15 protein-coding genes and 1 riboswitch are annotated in these 17,113 nt (G+C 63.0%); of the genes, 7 read left to right on the plus strand and 8 right to left on the minus strand.

What is annotated here, in order from left to right:
- Window positions 1–44 precede the first annotated feature (44 nt).
- Together BUQ73_RS23870 and BUQ73_RS23875 are read right to left on the minus strand one after the other, a co-directional pair.
- Window positions 45–497 (minus strand): DUF1249 domain-containing protein, encoded by a 453-nt coding sequence (locus BUQ73_RS23870; protein WP_027920723.1) that lies wholly within the window; start codon window positions 495–497, stop codon window positions 45–47.
- The gene (locus tag BUQ73_RS23875) at window positions 488–1,105 is read right to left on the minus strand and encodes an NUDIX domain-containing protein (protein WP_079229936.1); all 618 of its coding nucleotides are present in this window, start codon (window positions 1,103–1,105) and stop codon (window positions 488–490) included. Before BUQ73_RS23875 ends, BUQ73_RS23870 begins: the two co-directional genes overlap by 10 nt.
- Before the next feature lie 186 nt (window positions 1,106–1,291).
- Between BUQ73_RS23875 and BUQ73_RS23880 the strand changes: the two genes are divergently transcribed.
- Window positions 1,292–2,038 carry an RsiV family protein gene (locus tag BUQ73_RS23880; protein WP_079229937.1) on the plus strand — a complete coding sequence of 249 codons (747 nt, stop codon included), beginning with the start codon at window positions 1,292–1,294 and terminating at the stop codon, window positions 2,036–2,038.
- On the opposite strand, the gene cytX is transcribed toward BUQ73_RS23880, so the two are convergent.
- Together cytX and thiC are read right to left on the minus strand one after the other, a co-directional pair.
- Window positions 2,007–3,290 (minus strand): putative hydroxymethylpyrimidine transporter CytX, encoded by a 1,284-nt coding sequence (gene cytX, locus BUQ73_RS23885; protein WP_079229938.1) that lies wholly within the window; start codon window positions 3,288–3,290, stop codon window positions 2,007–2,009. The genes BUQ73_RS23880 and cytX overlap by 32 nt on opposite strands.
- Window positions 3,291–3,455: 165 nt before the next feature.
- Window positions 3,456–5,336, minus strand: a complete 1,881-nt coding sequence (gene thiC, locus BUQ73_RS23890) for a phosphomethylpyrimidine synthase ThiC (RefSeq protein ID WP_027920719.1) — start codon at window positions 5,334–5,336, stop codon at window positions 3,456–3,458.
- 154 nt (window positions 5,337–5,490) lie between these two features.
- Window positions 5,491–5,597, minus strand: a riboswitch (TPP riboswitch).
- A 161-nt stretch (window positions 5,598–5,758) separates the two neighbouring features.
- Here thiC and BUQ73_RS23895 point away from each other — a divergent pair.
- Window positions 5,759–7,192, plus strand: coding sequence for a TolC family outer membrane protein (locus BUQ73_RS23895; RefSeq protein WP_079229939.1), 1,434 nt, complete (start codon window positions 5,759–5,761; stop codon window positions 7,190–7,192).
- 114 nt (window positions 7,193–7,306) lie between these two features.
- Here the strand turns inward: BUQ73_RS23895 and waaA are convergent, their stop codons facing one another.
- On the minus strand, window positions 7,307–8,578 hold the full coding sequence (waaA, locus tag BUQ73_RS23900; RefSeq protein ID WP_079229940.1) for a lipid IV(A) 3-deoxy-D-manno-octulosonic acid transferase: 1,272 nt from the start codon (window positions 8,576–8,578) through the stop codon (window positions 7,307–7,309).
- Window positions 8,579–8,589: 11 nt separating this feature from the next.
- Window positions 8,590–9,480, minus strand: a complete 891-nt coding sequence (locus tag BUQ73_RS23905) for a LysR family transcriptional regulator (protein WP_079229941.1) — start codon at window positions 9,478–9,480, stop codon at window positions 8,590–8,592.
- An 87-nt stretch (window positions 9,481–9,567) separates the two neighbouring features.
- Here BUQ73_RS23905 and BUQ73_RS23910 point away from each other — a divergent pair, with 87 nt between their 5' ends.
- From BUQ73_RS23910 to BUQ73_RS23925, 4 genes are read left to right on the plus strand one after another with little or no spacing between them, the layout of a single operon-like run.
- Window positions 9,568–9,900, plus strand: coding sequence for a DMT family transporter (locus tag BUQ73_RS23910; RefSeq protein WP_079229942.1), 333 nt, complete (start codon window positions 9,568–9,570; stop codon window positions 9,898–9,900).
- A gap of 46 nt (window positions 9,901–9,946) precedes the next feature.
- Window positions 9,947–11,122 (plus strand): NAD(P)/FAD-dependent oxidoreductase, encoded by a 1,176-nt coding sequence (locus BUQ73_RS23915; RefSeq protein ID WP_079229943.1) that lies wholly within the window; start codon window positions 9,947–9,949, stop codon window positions 11,120–11,122.
- On the plus strand, window positions 11,119–11,931 hold the full coding sequence (locus tag BUQ73_RS23920) for an aldo/keto reductase (protein ID WP_079229944.1): 813 nt from the start codon (window positions 11,119–11,121) through the stop codon (window positions 11,929–11,931). Before BUQ73_RS23915 ends, BUQ73_RS23920 begins: the two co-directional genes overlap by 4 nt.
- Window positions 11,932–11,986: 55 nt before the next feature.
- A complete protein-coding gene (locus BUQ73_RS23925; RefSeq protein WP_079229945.1) occupies window positions 11,987–12,955 on the plus strand; it encodes a metal ABC transporter ATPase in 969 nt (322 codons plus the stop codon).
- A 34-nt stretch (window positions 12,956–12,989) separates the two neighbouring features.
- On the opposite strand, the gene hldE is transcribed toward BUQ73_RS23925, so the two are convergent.
- Together hldE and msbA are read right to left on the minus strand one after the other, a co-directional pair.
- A complete protein-coding gene (hldE, locus tag BUQ73_RS23930; RefSeq protein WP_079229946.1) occupies window positions 12,990–14,411 on the minus strand; it encodes a bifunctional D-glycero-beta-D-manno-heptose-7-phosphate kinase/D-glycero-beta-D-manno-heptose 1-phosphate adenylyltransferase HldE in 1,422 nt (473 codons plus the stop codon).
- 129 nt (window positions 14,412–14,540) lie between these two features.
- A complete protein-coding gene (gene msbA / locus BUQ73_RS23935) occupies window positions 14,541–16,343 on the minus strand; it encodes a lipid A export permease/ATP-binding protein MsbA (RefSeq protein ID WP_079229947.1) in 1,803 nt (600 codons plus the stop codon).
- Window positions 16,344–16,448: 105 nt separating this feature from the next.
- On the opposite strand from msbA, the gene BUQ73_RS23940 reads away from it, so the two are divergent.
- A complete protein-coding gene (locus BUQ73_RS23940) occupies window positions 16,449–17,111 on the plus strand; it encodes a toluene tolerance protein (protein WP_079229948.1) in 663 nt (220 codons plus the stop codon).
- Window positions 17,112–17,113: the final 2 nt, after the last annotated feature.

The following is a 17,113-nucleotide window of genomic DNA, read 5'->3' on the forward strand; positions in this document are numbered from 1 at the left end:
GGAACGGTTGCGAGCAAACACTCGCAGCCGACCCAGGTCACATTTCAGCGCACACTTGCCAGTTCGTGGCCGCAGGCCAGGCAATGGCTGAGCCATTCCCCGAGGAACAGATTGAGCTGAGCCTTCTCATCCGGCTGGTGCATGGCCTCGTTGGGGTACGGGTAAATGCTGCGCAGGCGGCGGGTGTGCTCGGCGCTGACCACTTCGGCCATGCGCGCATCGTGATAGACCTGCACCTCAAGGTGAGGCACTGGCAGCCAAGGCAGGCTGTGCTCCTGGCGCACCCGCAAGGTGGTGGTATAGGGGCAGGCCAGCAGCACATCAAGCACCAGCACACCGAGCATCTGGTCGCCCTGGGTCATGCCGATGCGCCGCGAACTCTGGGTGGTACGCATATCGGGCAGCAAGCGCATGAGCCGGGCATAGTTGGCCTCGCAGGCTGCTTGCAGCCCGGCCAGATCGACCCGATAACGCTCACGCAGCAGGTTCACTTCCACATACCTCGGACTTCGTCTTTGTTCAGCGCCAGCCATTGCAGGCTGATGATGGTCGCCGCGTTGCAGATATGCCCGTCGCGTACCGCCTGCAGCGCATCGTCGAACGACCACACCCGTACCCGGATGTCCTCGCCCTCTTCTTCCAGGCCATGCAGCCCGCCGGCACCTTCACTGGTGCAGCGGCCCAGGTACAGGTGGACGTACTCATCACTGCCACCTGGCGAAGGGAAGTAGCGGGTTATCGGCCACAGGGCGCCTATTGCCAGCCCGGCTTCTTCCTCGGCTTCGCGATGGGCGACTTCTTCCAGCTCTTCTTCCCTGTCGATCAGCCCCGCGACCATCTCGATCAGCCAAGGGTTTTCGATCTTGCCCAGGGCGCCGACACGGAACTGCTCGATCAACACCACCTCATCACGCAGCGGGTCGTAAGGCAGCACACAAACCGCATCGTGACGTACGAACAGCTCGCGGCTGATCTCACGCCCCATGCCGCCAGCGAACAATTCATGGCGTAGCTGCACCCTGTCGAGCTGGTAGAAGCCCTTGAAGCAGTTGGCCCGCTTGACGATCTCGACCGCCTTGGGCACCGAATTCAACGTGTCTGACATGGAAATCCTCATTTACCTCAATTACCGCATCGCGCCATCCTACTCTGCACGGTTGCCCGTTTCACCCCTTTCCGGCAACCGTTCGCGCACTCGGGACAGCACGCCTTCACTCTGTTAGCTTAGTGGCGAACTGAAGGCCGCGCAGACGGTCAAAGGCCGACTTTTCCCTGTTCTGCAAGGATCATCATGACACTTGTCAAACTGACTTCCGTGGCCGTGCTGGCACTCGCTCTGGGTGCCTGCCAGAGCCTGTTCGCACCCAATTACCGGACCCCACTCGAGGTCAAGCGTGATGCCTGGGAGCACGTCAAACCCGGCTGCAGCGCAAGCGACTGCCCGCTGGTGAACATCGACACCGTCCACTTCCCTGCTCAGCCCAAGCTCGATGCCATTGTCGAAAAGCGCCTGCTGCAACTGACCGAAGACAATCAGCATGGCACCGCGCCAAGCACCCTGCAGGCCTACGAGCAGCAATACCTGGCCAGTGCCGACAAACGCAACAGCAGCTACCTGCAAGCCAAGGTACGCGAGCAGCATGACGGGCTGGTGATCATCGAGCTGTCCAGCTACCTCGACAGCGGCGGCGCCCACGGCATGCCGGGGCGCGGCTTCATCAACTATTCGCGCAAGCTGGACAAGGTGCTGACACTGCAGGACATGCTGGTGCCAGGCCAGGAGGAGACCTTCTGGAAGACCGTGGAAGAGTCTCACCGCGCCTGGCTGATCAGCGTGGGCATGGACAAGGACGCCGAGTTCGTCAAGACCTGGCCCTTCAAGCGTTCGCCGCACATCGCCCTGACGTACGGCGCGCTAGTGGTGAAGTACGAGGTCTATGCCATTGCGCCCTACTCCATGGGCCACGTGGAGCTGAAGATCCCTTACCCACGCCTGAACGGCGTACTCAAGCCTGAGCTGTTTCCCGGCCGCGGCTGAAGCTCAGCAGACCATGCAGACCACCTGCCAGCAGCAGTGCTGGCAGGGTAGCCCCCAGCTCCGGGGCCTTGGCGGCGATCACGTGATAGGCCGCCACGCCCACCACCCAGGCCAACAGCGCCTGCCAGTGCAAACCATCGACCTGTACCGGCAGGCGGCGGCGACGGATCACGTAGTGGTCCATCAGCACCACGCCGAACAGCGGCGCGAACACCGAGCCGATCAGCAGCAGGAAGTTCTCGTACTGGGCCAATGGCGCCAGCAAGGCGATCAGCGTGCACAGCACACCAATGGCCAAGGCCAGGTGCTCGACCTTCAGCGGCAGCAGCACGCCGGTGGAAACAGCCGCCGAGTGGATGTCGGCGAACGCCTTTTCCGACTCGTCCAGCAGAATCAACAGCAGCGGGATACCCATGCCGGCACCTGCCAGGGCGAGCAGCAGCGCATTGACTTCGCCACTGGCGGCAAAGGCCAGGGTATAGGCCACGCCCAGGCTCATCAGCCAAGTATTGCCGATGAAGTAGCCCACGACGGTTCCGCCGAATACATGCTTGCCGTTGCGGGCAAAGCGCGAGTAGTCGGCAATCAGCGGCAACCATGACAACGGCATGGCGATGGCGATGTCGAAGCCTACCGCCAGCGACATCGAACCATCCCCGGCGCGGCTCCATAGCTCAGTCAGGTCGGCCTTGGCGAACAGGTTCCAGGTCAGCCACAGGCACGCCCCCAGCAGCAGCCAGATACCCCAGGCGCGCAGCACCTTGCGCACGAACGCCAACGGCCCGCTGACCGCCAGCAAGGTGGCCAGGCCACCGAAGCACAGGGTCCAGAGCATCGGGCTGTTCCAGGCACTGTCTTCACCGAACGCACGGGCACCCAGCAGACTGGCGGCATCGCGCATGACGATGATCTCGAACGCACCCCAGCCCACCAGTTGCAGCAGGTTGAGCAGTGCCGGCAAGCGCGCGCCATGGCGGCCCAGGCTCAGCTTCAGGGTGCCCATGGCCGACAGGCCGGTGTCACTGCCGATGACCCCGGCAGCACCCAGCAACAGCACACCGACACCGGTGCCAAGGGCGATGGCCAGTATTGCGCCAGCCAGGCCAAGGCCTGGGGCCAGCATGGCGCCGACCTGCAGGACCATCAGGCCAATGCCGAGGGAGAACCATAGCGAGAACAGGTCACGGGCGCCGAAGATGCGCTGGTGGGTGGGGACCGGGTGGTCGGGGGAGAATTGGCTGGGTGATGTCATTTTTGGCGCTCGCCGGCAATGTTGTTGGTGTTCTTGGCGAGGACTTCGTCCTCGAATCGCGACACAAGGCCGCTCCCACAAGAACAGCGCAGGCATCCAGCCTTGCGCAGCCCCTGTGGGAGCGGCCTTGTGTCGCGAAAGGGCCGCAAAGCGGCCCCAGCGTTCTTACACTTTGTGGTAAAGCTGGCTGCCTTCCTGGCGGAACCGCTCGGCCTGCTCGCGCATGCCTTGCTCGACCGTCACGTCCACGGCCTCGATCTTGGCCGCGTACTCACGCACTTCCTGGGTGATCTTCATCGAGCAGAACTTCGGCCCGCACATCGAGCAGAAGTGCGCGACCTTGGCCGATTCCTTCGGCAAGGTCTCGTCATGGAAAGCGCGCGCGGTATCCGGGTCCAGCCCGAGGTTGAACTGGTCTTCCCAGCGGAATTCGAAACGCGCCTTGGACAAGGCATTGTCACGAATCTGCGCACCCGGGTGACCTTTGGCGAGGTCCGCAGCATGGGCGGCGATCTTGTAGGTGATGATGCCCGTCTTGACGTCATCCTTGTTCGGCAGGCCCAGGTGTTCCTTGGGCGTGACGTAGCAGAGCATGGCGCAACCGAACCAGCCGATCATTGCCGCACCGATACCCGAGGTGATGTGGTCGTAGCCCGGGGCGATATCAGTGGTCAGCGGGCCGAGGGTATAGAACGGCGCCTCGTCGCAGCATTCCAGCTGCTTGTCCATGTTCTCCTTGATCAGCTGCATCGGCACGTGGCCGGGGCCTTCGATCATGCACTGCACGTCATGCTTCCAGGCGATCTTGGTCAGCTCGCCGAGGGTTTCCAGCTCACCGAACTGGGCCGCGTCGTTGGCGTCGGCGATCGAACCTGGGCGCAGGCCGTCGCCAAGCGAGAAGCTGACGTCGTAGGCCTTCATGATTTCGCAGATCTCGTCGAAGTGCGTGTACAGGAAGTTTTCTTTGTGATGCGCCAGGCACCACTTGGCCATGATCGAACCACCGCGGCTGACGATACCGGTGACGCGCTTGGCGGTCAGCGGCACATAGCGCAACAGCACACCGGCGTGGATGGTGAAGTAGTCCACGCCTTGCTCGGCCTGTTCGATCAAGGTGTCGCGGAACAGCTCCCAGGTCAGGTCTTCGGCCACGCCGTTGACCTTTTCCAGGGCCTGGTAGATCGGCACGGTACCGATCGGCACCGGCGAGTTGCGGATGATCCACTCGCGGGTTTCGTGAATGTGCTTGCCGGTGGACAGGTCCATGACGGTGTCCGAGCCCCAGCGGATGCCCCAGGTCAGCTTGGCCACTTCTTCCTCGATCGAGGAGCCCAGTGCGCTGTTGCCGATGTTGCCGTTGATCTTCACCAGGAAGTTGCGGCCGATGATCATGGGCTCCACTTCCGGGTGGTTGATGTTGGCCGGGATGATCGCTCGGCCACGGGCGACTTCCTGGCGGACGAACTCTGGGGTGATTTCTTTCGGAATGTTGGCACCGAAGCTGTGGCCGGCGTGCTGCTCGTTCAGCAGGCCAGCAGCGCGGGCTTCCTGCAGCTTCATGTTCTCGCGGATGGCCACGTATTCCATCTCGGCTGTGATGATGCCCTGGCGGGCATAGTGCATCTGCGAGACGTTGGCGCCAGCCTTGGCACGGCGAGGGTTGCGCACGTGGGCAAAACGCAGCTTGGCCAGTTCCGCATCGTTCAGACGCTGCTGGCCGAAGTCGGAGCTCAGGCCGCCCAGGCGCTCGGTGTCACCACGCGCCTCGATCCAGGCCGAACGCACGTCAGCCAGGCCCTTGCGCACATCGATGATGACGTTGGGGTCGGTGTACGGGCCGGAGGTGTCGTAGACCAGCACCGGCGCATTGCTTTCGCCACCGAAGTCGGTCGGGGTGTCGTCCAGGCTGATTTCGCGCATGGGTACGCGGATGTCCGGGCGCGAGCCTTCGACATAGACCTTGCGCGAACGCGGAAACGGTTGCACGGACTGCTGATCGACTTGCGCCGATTCGCTGAGGTTGATCGTTTTTTCTTGTTTGGTCATCACAGGCTCTCCAGACGGCTTCCTAGCAGTGGAATGTCGGGGTGAACCTGAACGACGCGGACGCACCCTTGACGGATGCAGTGCCGGATATGGGGGTGCCTGAAGCTGCATGCAGCTGCGACATTCCCGGACCTGGCACAAGAGGCTCCCCGGGAAGGCGAGCAATCTTGTTCCCTACGCAGGCGCTAACCTGATCAGGTTCAACGGGATCCGCACCTCTGCGATCTCAGCCTTTGCTTCAAGGCACCCCGACAAGAACATGCGCAGTCTAGACTGGAGTGGTCGGCAAAGCCAAGCGGGTAAAACGCAGGGGAGATGAAAGGCGCAACCTATGATTGTTGGCGGATGCGCATGGCACTACACTGGCCCGTCGCTCGATACTCAACAGTTCAGTAATTAAATTTCGTACAAGGATTGCCTCTATGCTGCGCAAACTTTCACTGGCGATAGCCGTGTCTTGTGCGTCCAACGGAGTGGCCTGGGCAGCGGATTTGCCGACTCCGGTAAAAACCGACCTGGTCAGTGTTTATCAGGAAGCGGTCGACAACAACGCCGATCTTGCAGCCGCCCGTGCCGATTATGGCGCCCAGAAAGAAATCGTGCCGCAGGCCCGTGCCGGCTTGCTGCCCAACCTCTCGGCCGGTGCCGAGATGCTCAACACCCGCACCAAGATCGACCAGCCGTCGGCCACCGCCAACCGCAGCGGCAACACCTGGAGCGCGACCCTCGCGCAGCCGATCTTCCGTGCCGATCGCTGGTTCCAGCTGCAAGCCGCCGAAGCGGTGAACGAACAGGCAGCCCTGCAATTGTCGGCTACCGAACAAAACCTGATCTTGCAGACCGCGCAGGATTACTTCTCGGTACTGCGCGCCCAGGACAACCTGGCGGCTACCAAGGCCGAGGAAGCTGCCTTCAAGCGCCAGCTGGACCAGTCCAACGAACGTTTCGATGTCGGCCTTTCCGACAAGACCGACGTGCTGCAGTCCCAGGCCAGCTACGATACCGCCCGGGCCAACCGGATCATCGCCGAGCGCCAGGTACAGGACGCCTTCGAGGCCCTGGTCACCCTGACCAACCGCGAATACAGCTCGATCCAGGGTGTGGTCCACACGCTACCGGTTAAAGTGCCGACCCCCAACGACGCCAAGGCCTGGGTAGAAACCGCAGGCCGCCAGAACCTCAACCTGCTGGCCACCAACCACGCCGTTGCCGCCGCCGAAGAAACCCTGCGCCAGCGCAAGGCCGGCCACGCACCGACCCTGGATGCGGTGGCCAAGTACGAAAAAGGCGACAACGACAGCCTGGGCTTCACCAACCCGTCACCGTTCGGCCAGCGCTACAGCGGCGATGTGGAACAGACCAGCGTCGGCCTGCAGCTGAACATCCCGATCTACAGCGGCGGCCTGACCAGCTCGCAGGTCCGCGAGGCTTATCAGCGCCTGAGTCAGAGTGAACAGCAGCGTGAGAGCCTGCGCCGCCAGGTGGTGGAGAACACCCGCAACCTGCACCGTGCGGTGAATACCGATGTGGAGCAGGTGCAGGCGCGCAAGCAGTCGATCATTTCCAACCAGAGTGCGCTGGAAGCCACTGAAATCGGCTACCAGGTCGGTACCCGCAACATCGTCGACGTGCTCGACGCCCAGCGCCAGCTGTACACCTCGGTGCGTGACTACAACAACAGCCGCTATGACTACATTCTCGACAACCTGAGCCTGAAGCAGGCTGCCGGGACCTTGAGCCCGCAGGACCTGCAGGACCTCAAGCAGTATCTGAAACCGGACTACAACCCGGACAAGGACTTCCTGCCACCGGACCTGGCTGCCGCAGCAGCCAAGAACTTCGAGCGCAGGCCTTGAGATGAGCGCTGGATTCTTCGCGGGTAAACCCGCTCCCACAGGTATCACACAGGGCCTGAGGCCAATGGTGAACCTGTAGGAGCGGGTTTACCCGCGAAGAAGGCCACACAAAAATCAGCGGATGAGCGTGCCCAACCCATCCAGCAAGCGCTGCAAGGCGCCCTGGTTGGCCCGCATCACCGCCCTGCCCGCTTCGCCCATGCGCTGCGCATCCTGCGGCAGTTCGATCAAGCGCCGCACCGCCTCGGCCAACCCGTCGGCATCATCAACCTGCTGCAACGCCCCCGCCTCGCGCAGCATGGCGCTGATTTCGAGGAAGTTGAACACATGTGGCCCCATGAGCACCGGCAATGCCAATGCCGCAGGCTCCAGTGGGTTATGGCCGCCCGTGGCCACCAGGCTGCCGCCGACAAAGGCGATATCGGCCAGGGCATAGAGGAACAGCAACTCGCCCATGGTGTCGCCGAGCAATACGCGGGTCTGAGCTTCGACCGCAGTTCCGGCAGAGCGGCGCACAGTGGTGAACTGGGCGGCACACAAAGCATGTACCGCATCGAAGCGCTCGGGGTGGCGCGGCACCAAAAGCAGTAACGCATCACCATGTACCTGCAGCAACTTCTGATGCGCCTGCAGGATCAGTGCGTCTTCACCTTCGTGGGTACTGGCGGCGATCCACACCGGGCGCTGCCCTGCGCCCCATTGTTCGCGCAGCGCCTTGGCGCGCGGCAACAGTTGATCGTCTATTTTCAGGTCGAACTTGATCGAGCCGGTTACCTGCACGCATTCAGCCCGTGCCCCCAGAACACGAAAACGTTGCGCCTCGGTTTCGGTCTGAACCGCAATCAGGCTCATCTCGGCGAGCATTGGGCGGGTCAGGTTGGCGAAACGCGCATAACCACGGGCGGAACGCTCGGACAAACGGGCGTTGGCCAGGGCCACCGGAATGCCACGTTTGGCGCACTGGTGAATGTGATTGGGCCACAGCTCGGTTTCCATGATGATGCCCAGCCTGGGCTTCACATGATCCAGAAAACGCCCCGCTGCCCACGGCAGGTCGTAGGGCAGGTAGCAATGCTGGACGCGCGGCTCATCGGCGAACATCGCGCGAATGCGCTCGGAGCCGGTCGGGGTCATGCAGGTAAGCGTGATCGGCAGGTCCGGGTAGGCCTTGAGCAGCGCACGCACCATCGGTGCGGCGGCGATGCTTTCGCCAACCGACACTGCATGTACCCAGATCCCACCCTGGCGCATGGCCGGCAGGTTGCGGGCAAAGCGCTCGCCGATGCGCTGGCCGTAGGCCGGTGCCTTGCGAGCGCGCAGGTACAGGCGCAGCGCAACCAGCGGCAGGCCCAAGTGAAACAGCAAGGTATAGAGTGTTCTGTTCATGGCGGCGGAGTTTACCCGATCGCGCGCAGGTGCACCGCAAAGCGCTCGGCCAACCATTGCGCGGCCGGGCCCAGCGGTTCATCGCGGCGCCAGGCCAGTTCCGCCACCAGCGCTGGCGGGCGCCATTCGCTGTCGAGTTCGACCATGTGCGCCTGGTAGGTTGGATACTGCACCACATGCCGCGGCAACCAGGCCCAACCCAGCCCACGCATCAGCAATTCGGCCATGGCATAGAAGCTGTCGGCGCGCCACACGTGCGGGCTGATCGCCTCCCCGCCAGGGTAGCCACTTTGCTGCGGGGTGATCAGCAGTTGCCGGTGCCGGGCCAGTTGCTGACGGGTAACCCGGCCCTCGCGCGCCAGCGGGTGGCCGACCGCGCACACCGTGACCATTTCCACGCTGCCCAAGGCACGCCGCTCCAGCGCCGCCGGCATGCGCTCGTGATGGAAGAACAACCCCAGGTCGGCACGCCGCTCGGCCAGCTTGCGCGCCACGTCGCCTTGGGCGCCGCTGGCCAGTTGCACCTCCAGATAGGGATAACGGCTGGCCAGTTCGTCAAGGCTGTCGATCACCGGCTGATAAGGCATGGCCTCATCCTGGGCGACCCTGAGCAGTGCTTCCTGGCCACGCATCAGCGCCAGCGCGCGGCCATCCAGGCGCTCGCACTGACGCAACAGTTCACGGGCATCCTCGAGCAACGCCGTACCGTTTTCGGTCAGTTTTGGCTGCCGCCCGCTACTGCGCTCGAACAGCGTGACACCCAGGTCGGTTTCAAGCAGTGCGATGGCATTGCTGATGGCCGACTGCGCCTTGCGCTGTTCGCGTGCCACCGCGGAAAACGAGCGCAATTCGGCAACACGCAGGAAAGTACGCAGCTGCTCAAGGTTCCATTGCTCAGCCATCAACCTATCTCCCAGTAAGATAGGTAATGACTTTACCGCATCTGGGCAACCGCTAGAATGCCTAGCCAGTAACCGGAGGATCCTGCCATGAACGCCTATACCTATCTCGCCATCGCCATCTGCGCCGAAGTCATCGCCACTGCCTCCATGAAGGCGGTCAAGGGGCTGAGCACGCCGTTGCCGTTGCTGTTGATGGTGGTCGGCTATGGGATCGCGTTCTGGATGCTGACCTTGGTGGTGCGCAGCATTCCAGTGGGCATCGCCTATGCGCTCTGGTCCGGGCTGGGCATCGTGCTGATCAGCGTGGCTGCGCTGGTGGTCTATGGGCAGAAGCTGGATGTGCCGGCAATGCTGGGCATGGCCATGATCGTCGGCGGCGTGGTGGTGATTCAACTGTTCTCCAAGACTGCCGGGCACTGAGGCAGGCTGTATACTTGCCAGCTGTCCCAGTCTTCGAGGTACCGCCATGCCATCCGCCATTTCCACTGACGTGCTGATCGTCGGCGCCGGGGTCGCTGGCCTCTGGCTCAATGCCCGCCTGCGCCGCCTGGGTTACTCGACAGTGCTGGTGGAGCGCGCCAGTCTTGGTGGCGAGCAGACCATCAAGTCCCAGGGCATCATTCACGGCGGTACCAAGTATGCCTTGCACGGTGCACTGACCGGCGCCTCGGAAGCCATCGCCGACATGCCGCGACGCTGGCGCGAAGCGATCAGTGGCAGCGGCGAACTAGACCTGACCCGCACCCGCCTGCTTTCGGATGCCCATTACCTGTGGTCGCCAGGCACCCTGGCCGGTAACCTGACCAGCTTCTTCGCCAGCAAGGCCGTGCGTGGCCGGGTCGATCAGGTAAAAGGCGAGCAATTGCCGCCAGCCCTGCAGGACCGCGCCTTCAAAGGCAAGGTCTACCGCCTGGCAGAACTGGTGGTCGATGTGCCCAGCCTGCTCGCCAACCTGGCCGAACTGGCCGGTGACAGCCTGCTCGCAGGCGAACATATCGAACCGTTGCGCGAGGGCGACGAACTGGTCGGCCTGTGCGTCGACGCCCGCGAAATCCGCGCCCAGCGCATCGTTCTCAGCGCCGGTGCTGGCACCGCAGACTTGCTGCATGCCCTTGGCCTGCAGCAACCTGCCATGCAGACCCGGCCGTTGCACATGGTCCTGGCCAAGGGGCCAAACCTCAAGCCGTTGTATGCGCACTGCCTGGGCGGTGGACCAAAACCGCGTGTGACCGTCACCACCCACCCTGCCGCGGATGGCCAGTGGGTCTGGTACCTTGGCGGCGATATCGCCGAGGCCGACGGCGTAGCCCGCGAACCCGCCGCGCAGATTGCCGCGGCGCAGAAAGAAATCGCCAGCCTGCTGCCCTGGGTCGATCAAAGCCAGGTGCGCTGGGCGACCCTGCGCGTCGATCGCGCCGAGCCCGCGCAGTCCGGCCTGGTCCGCCCCGACAACGCCTTCCTCGCCGAGCAGCAGCGCCTGCTGGTGGGTTGGCCGACCAAACTGGCATTGGCACCGGACTTCAGTGACCGCGTACTGGCCAGCCTCGAGCGCGATGGTGTGCGCCCAACGGCCCAGGCCGACCTCGCCGGCTTGCCGCGCCCGGCCCTGGGTGTGCCAGCCTGGGAGCAACTGCTGCCATGACCTTGCCAACCTTGCATGGCTTGCACCGCCCCCTGGGCAGCACCGGTTTCAAGGTTTCGCCGCTGGGTCTGGGCACGGTCAAGCTGGGCCGCGACCAGGGCGTCAAATACCCCAATGGCTTCACCATCCCTGGCGATGACGAAGCCCGCCTGCTGCTGGCCCAGGCCCGCGAACTGGGTATCAACCTGATCGACACCGCCCCGGCCTATGGGCGCAGTGAAGAGCGCCTTGGGCCGCTGCTACGCGGCCAGCGTGATGAGTGGGTGATTGTCAGCAAGGTGGGTGAAGAGTTCGACAACGGCCAGTCCAGCTTCGACTTCAGCGCCGCCCACACCCGCCGCTCGGTGGAGCGCAGCCTGCGCCGCCTGGAAACCGACCGTATCGAACTGGTGCTGGTGCACTCCGATGGCAATGACCTGGAAATCCTCGAGCAGCAGGAGGTCTACCAGACCCTCGCCGAACTCAAGCAGGAAGGCAAGATTCTCGGTTATGGGCTTTCCGGCAAGACCGTCGCCGGTGGCCTGAAGGCGCTGGAACAAGGCGATTGCGCCATGGTCACCTACAACCTCAACGAGCAGGCAGAACGCCCGGTGCTGGACTACGCTGCCGAACACGGCAAGGCCATTCTGGTGAAGAAGGCGTTGGCCAGCGGGCATATCTGCCTTGCCCCAGGGGTCGACCCGGTGCAGGCCAGCTTCGAGCTGTTGTTCGCCCACCCGGGCGTGAGCAGTGCTATCGTCGGCACCATCAATCCGTTGCACCTGGCCCACAACGTGGCCACCGTCGCCCGCATCCTGGGCCGGCATTGAGTTGCCACCCAGCCAAGCTGGGCCTGGAGACTGACCCGACGCAAGGAGGAGCCTCGTGGCGCGTACGCTGATCCGCAAGAACCCGAGCAACTTCAAGACACTGCCGCTGCATGTCGAAGCCACCCCCGAAGGCCTGGTCTACCAGAGCATCGGCATGCCCCTGAACTTCGCCCAGACCCAACAGCGACGGCGCGCCATCCAGCTGGCCGACCAGCAGCGCTTCGTGGTCGAACTGGCCAACCTGGGTGTTTCCGTGCGCCTGACCCTGCATTGGCAGCACCGTGATTACTGGGTGCTGGTGAGGCAACGCCGCCAGGACCGCGGTGACGTGGTACTGAAGCTGATTTCCGGGTATGTCCCCGCCCAGGAGCTCAACCTGCCGCTGCACACCGCCGTCCAGGAAGTGGCTGAAGAATGCTTGCTGGAGACCCCGGAAGGCTGGTTGAGCGGGCGCTTCAACGACACCTGGCTGCCAGCACCCTATGCCGCCGCGCTGCATTACCGCGAAGCCTTGCCCTTCGTGCTGACGCCGGAGTCGGGGGCTGCCCGCCCGGTGCACTGCGGCAATCTGATGTTGCTGGAACGGCCACGGGCCTATGTGCACTTGCCGACCGCTTCACTGCAGCTGATCTACGACATGCGCCTGCAGGTACCCAGGGAAGCCAAGAAACTCAGCCTGTTCCACGTCGATGAGCGGCTGGAGGGCGACCAGCTGGTAGCGCGGCTCAACCGCAAGCGGCCGGATCTGTACCTGATGCCGGTACAGGATGGGCAGCCGTTGGCCGAGCTGTACACGCTGAAAAAAGATGAGCTGGTGCCGGCGAGTACCCGCGGGCTGTACCTGGCCGAGAGCTTTGCCAGGCAGGAAGGCTGGGTGGTGGCCGATGAGCGGGTTCGCTGGAAGGACTGGGTCAAGCAGCAAGGGCTGGTGGAGCGCAAGGTGGCGCCGGCTTCGCATTTGCAGCGCTTTGGCGACAAGGCGCGAGCACTGCTGGAGCGCGCCCGCACTTCACTTCATAAGTAGCTGTTGGGGGCTGCTTTGCAGCCCCAAGGCTTGATCAGTTCTTGCGGATCTTCTCGACGATGGCCGTGGTCGAGCTGTTCTCGACCAGCCCCAGCACCTTCACGGTGCCGCCATAGCTCTTGACGATATCGGCACCCACCACCTGATCGATACCATAGTCGCCACCCTTGACCAGCACATCCGGCTTGACCTGGCTCAGCAGGTTTTCCGGCGTGCCTTCAGGGAAGCTGATCACCCAGTCCACCGCCCCGAGGCCGGCCAGCACAGCCATGCGCCGGTCAACGCTGTTGATCGGACGGCCCGGCCCCTTCAGGCGGCTGACCGACGCATCGTCGTTGACCGCGACGATCAGGCGATCACCCTGTGCCCGCGCTTGCTCCAGGTAGGTGACATGCCCGGCGTGCAGAATATCGAAGCAGCCGTTGGTGAAGACGATCTTCTCGTTGTGCGCCCGTGCATCGTCGATGGCCAACAGCAGTTGCTCCAGGCCCAGCACACCGCGCTCGGAGCCTTCCTCACGCTGGATCGCCCGGCGCAGCTCCGGGGCGCTGATTGCCGCGGTCCCCAGCTTGCCGACCACGATGCCTGCAGCCAGGTTGGCCAGGGCCACGGCGTGCGGCAGGTCTTCGCCTGCGGCAATGGCTGCCGCCAGGGTAGAGATCACGGTATCGCCGGCACCGGTCACATCGAACACTTCGCGCGCCCGGGCTGGCAAGTGCAGCGCAGGCTGGCCGGTGCGCAGCAGGGTCATGCCGTGCTCGCCACGGGTCACCAGCAGCGCCCCAAGGTCCAGGTCCTGCAGCAATTGCAGGCCTTTTGCGACCAGCTCGGCCTCATCGGCGCAGCGGCCGACGATGGTCTCGAACTCGCTGAGGTTCGGGGTGATCAGGCTGGCGCCACGGTAGATGGAAAAATCCTTGCCCTTGGGGTCCGCCAGCACCGGGATACCCTTGGCACGTGCGGCCTGGATAAGGCTCTGGTGGTTCTTCAGCGCGCCCTTGCCATAGTCGGACAGTACCAGGACCTTGACGCCTTCAAGCAACGTGTCGACTTCAGCACCCAGCGACAGCGGGTCGGTGGCGAACGGCTCTTCGAAATCGATGCGCAGCAATTGCTGGTGACGGCTCATGACCCGCAGCTTGACGATGGTCGGCTGGTGCGCGATGCGCTGGAAGACCGAACGTACGCCAGCGGCCTGCAGGCTGTTGGCGAGGCTGTCGGCGGCTTCGTCCTGGCCGGTGACACCGATCAGCGCGGCTGGTGCGCCGAGGGCGGCGATGTTCAAGGCAACGTTGGCCGCGCCGCCGGGGCGATCCTCGATCTGATCGACCTTGACCACCGGTACTGGCGCTTCAGGCGAGATACGCGAGGTACCGCCATGCCAGTAGCGGTCAAGCATGACATCGCCGACCACCAGTACCGGGGCTTGATCGAAACGCGGCATGGACAACTTCATGGGCAACCCATATGGAAATAATGAACAGGGGCAGGATATTAGCACAGGGTAGGCGACGGCTTTACGGCCAGATACACCCTGGAAAATTCCCGTGACAATCGGGGCCGATACGGCCCCGATCAAGGCGGGTCAGGTAATATCGGCCTTGGCCGGCTCATCCAGGCCCATGGCATGCAGCCGGGCATAATGGCCATTGGCTGCGAGCAGTTCGGCATGGGTGCCGCGCTCGACCAGACGACCCTGGTCCATCACCAGGATCAGGTCGGCCTTCTCGATGGTCGACAGACGGTGCGCGATCACCAGCGTGGTGCGGCCCTGCATGACATGATCCAGGGCCGCCTGAATGTGCCGCTCGGACTCGGTATCCAGCGCCGAAGTCGCTTCGTCGAGGATCAGCAGCGGCGCATTCTTCAGCAGTGCCCGGGCAATCGCCAGGCGTTGGCGCTGGCCACCTGAGAGCAGCACGCCGTTTTCACCGACTTCGGTATCGAAGCCTTTTGGCAGGCGGTCGACAAACTCCTTGGCATAGGCGTCTGCGGCTGCCGCTTCGATATCGGCACGTGGGGCGCCCGCCAGGTCGCCATAAGCAATGTTGTTGGCCACGGTATCGTTGAACAGGGTGACGTGCTGGGTCACCTGGGAAACATGGCGGCGCAGGTTGCGCAGGCGATAGTTTTCGATCTCCACGCCATCGAGCAGGATCTCCCCCTGATCGTGGTGGTAGAAGCGCGGGATCAAGGCCGCCAGGGTCGACTTGCCACTGCCCGAGCGCCCGACCAGGGCGATCATCTGCCCAGGCTCGGCGACAAAGCTGATATCGCTCAGCACTTCGCGCTCGGTGCCAGGGTAGGTAAAGCTCAGGTTGCGCACTTCGAGGCGGCCTGCCACACGGTCCTTCTCGACGGTACCCGTGTCGACCTCAGGCTCCTCGTCCAGCTGCTCGAAAATGCTTTCGGCACCGGCCAGGCCTTTCTGGATGGTCGAACTGACTTCCGACAACTGACGGATCGGCTTGGGCAGCAGGCCTGCCGCCGTGATGTAGGCCACCAGGTCACCAGCAGTGGATTCACCCCGCAGGAACAGCACCAGGAACATCAGCGCCGCCATGGCGGTGTAGATCACCAATTGCAGCAGCGGCGTGTACAGCGAGCCGGTCTTGGTCATGTGCAGCTGCTTGTCGGTATTGCTCTGGCTGGCGTTGCCGAAGCGCTGCCGTTCGTAGGCTTCACCGCCGAAGCTGCGGACCACGCGGTAACCCTGGATGGTCTCGGACGCGACATGCGTCACATCGCCCATGGCGGACTGGATCTTCTTGCTCTGCTTGCGGAATTTCTTGCTCGCAACGCTGACCATCACTGCGATTACCGGCAGGATGGCGACCATCACCAAGGTCAGGTGCCAGTTCATCCACAGCAGGTAACCGAACAGGAACACCACTGTCAGACCTTCACGGATAACGACCTTGATCGCATCGGTGGCAGCACCGGTGACCATGGTCACGTTGAAGGTGATCCGCGAGATCAGGTGGCCCGAATTGTGGTTGTCGAAGTAGCGGTTGGGCAGTACCAGCAGCTTGTTGAACAGCTCCACGCGCAGGTCATGCACCAGGCACAGGGAAACCTTGGCCAGGAAATAGTTGCCCAGGAACGAGCCCAGGCCTTGCCATGCCGCGATCAGGATGATCAGCAGCGGCACCGCCTGCAGCAACTGCAGGTCGCGCAGGTAGGGGACAGTGGGGAACAACACCGCTTCCGGGTTGCTCAGCCCGTCGACGAAATACTTGAGTATCCCGGCCAGCATGGGCTGGGTCGAAGCAAAGATCACGAAACCGACAATGCTCAGCAGGAAAATGCCGACATAGGGTTTCACATAGCTCAGCAGCCGGAAGTAGATCTTCAGGCTGGAAGATTCGCGGTTCTCTGGCGTACTCATGGTCATCGATACGATATAAAGAGCCCGAATACTATCACACGCTCAGGCATTGAGCCTCCGGCAGCCTGCTGAGGTATCATGGCTGCCATTTTCGAAGGAGCCCGCATGCGCGCACTTGCCTACTCTGACTACCAAGCCTTGCGCAGAGATGCCGAAGTCCTAGAAGCAGACGCTTTCGGCGACAAGGTGCTACGCCTGACCGACGGCAACTTCATGAAGCTGTTTCGCCGCAAGCGGCTGATTTCATCGGCAGCACTGCTTCCCTATGCCAAGCGCTTTGCCAACAATGCGCGGGTTCTGCGTAATCGCGGCATTCCGTGCCCCGAAGTACTTGCTACCTATCGGATCGGCGATATCGCCCGCGACGTGGTGCACTATCAGCCACTGCCAGGCCTGACTCTGCGCCAGCTGATTGCCGATCCGGCACGGTTCAAGGAGGAAGACCTGCTCCGACAGTTCGGTCGGTTCGTCGCGAAGTTGCATAACCAGGGGATCTACTTTCGTTCCCTGCACCTAGGCAATGTCGTGATGACTCCGCAGAACGAACTCGGCCTGATCGACATTGCCGATATGAAAACCCTACGCCGCCCGCTACGCAAAAGCCTGTGCCTGCGTAACTTTCAGCACATGCGCCGCTACAAGGACGACCACGCTTGGCTGATGCAGCGTAATGGGGACCTGTTTCTCGAAAGTTACCTTGAGCACAGTGAACACCGCTGGCAGCGCCATACACTCCAGGAGCATCTGGCGACCAGCAGCAAACCTTAATC

Origin of the sequence: Pseudomonas putida (genome assembly GCF_002025705.1) — a bacterium.
Lineage (GTDB): Bacteria > Pseudomonadota > Gammaproteobacteria > Pseudomonadales > Pseudomonadaceae > Aquipseudomonas > Aquipseudomonas putida_J.

Coding starts and splice junctions, on each gene's coding strand:
- BUQ73_RS23875 (WP_079229936.1), bottom strand. CDS start 1,105: ATGTCAGACACGTTGAATTCGGTGCCCAAGGCGGTCGAGATCGTCAAG.
- BUQ73_RS23880 (WP_079229937.1), top strand. CDS start 1,292: ATGACACTTGTCAAACTGACTTCCGTGGCCGTGCTGGCACTCGCTCTG.
- cytX (WP_079229938.1), bottom strand. CDS start 3,290: ATGACATCACCCAGCCAATTCTCCCCCGACCACCCGGTCCCCACCCAC.
- thiC (WP_027920719.1), bottom strand. CDS start 5,336: ATGACCAAACAAGAAAAAACGATCAACCTCAGCGAATCGGCGCAAGTC.
- BUQ73_RS23895 (WP_079229939.1), top strand. CDS start 5,759: ATGCTGCGCAAACTTTCACTGGCGATAGCCGTGTCTTGTGCGTCCAAC.
- waaA (WP_079229940.1), bottom strand. CDS start 8,578: ATGAACAGAACACTCTATACCTTGCTGTTTCACTTGGGCCTGCCGCTG.
- BUQ73_RS23905 (WP_079229941.1), bottom strand. CDS start 9,480: ATGGCTGAGCAATGGAACCTTGAGCAGCTGCGTACTTTCCTGCGTGTT.
- BUQ73_RS23910 (WP_079229942.1), top strand. CDS start 9,568: ATGAACGCCTATACCTATCTCGCCATCGCCATCTGCGCCGAAGTCATC.
- BUQ73_RS23915 (WP_079229943.1), top strand. CDS start 9,947: ATGCCATCCGCCATTTCCACTGACGTGCTGATCGTCGGCGCCGGGGTC.
- BUQ73_RS23920 (WP_079229944.1), top strand. CDS start 11,119: ATGACCTTGCCAACCTTGCATGGCTTGCACCGCCCCCTGGGCAGCACC.
- hldE (WP_079229946.1), bottom strand. CDS start 14,411: ATGAAGTTGTCCATGCCGCGTTTCGATCAAGCCCCGGTACTGGTGGTC.
- msbA (WP_079229947.1), bottom strand. CDS start 16,343: ATGAGTACGCCAGAGAACCGCGAATCTTCCAGCCTGAAGATCTACTTC.
- BUQ73_RS23940 (WP_079229948.1), top strand. CDS start 16,449: ATGCGCGCACTTGCCTACTCTGACTACCAAGCCTTGCGCAGAGATGCC.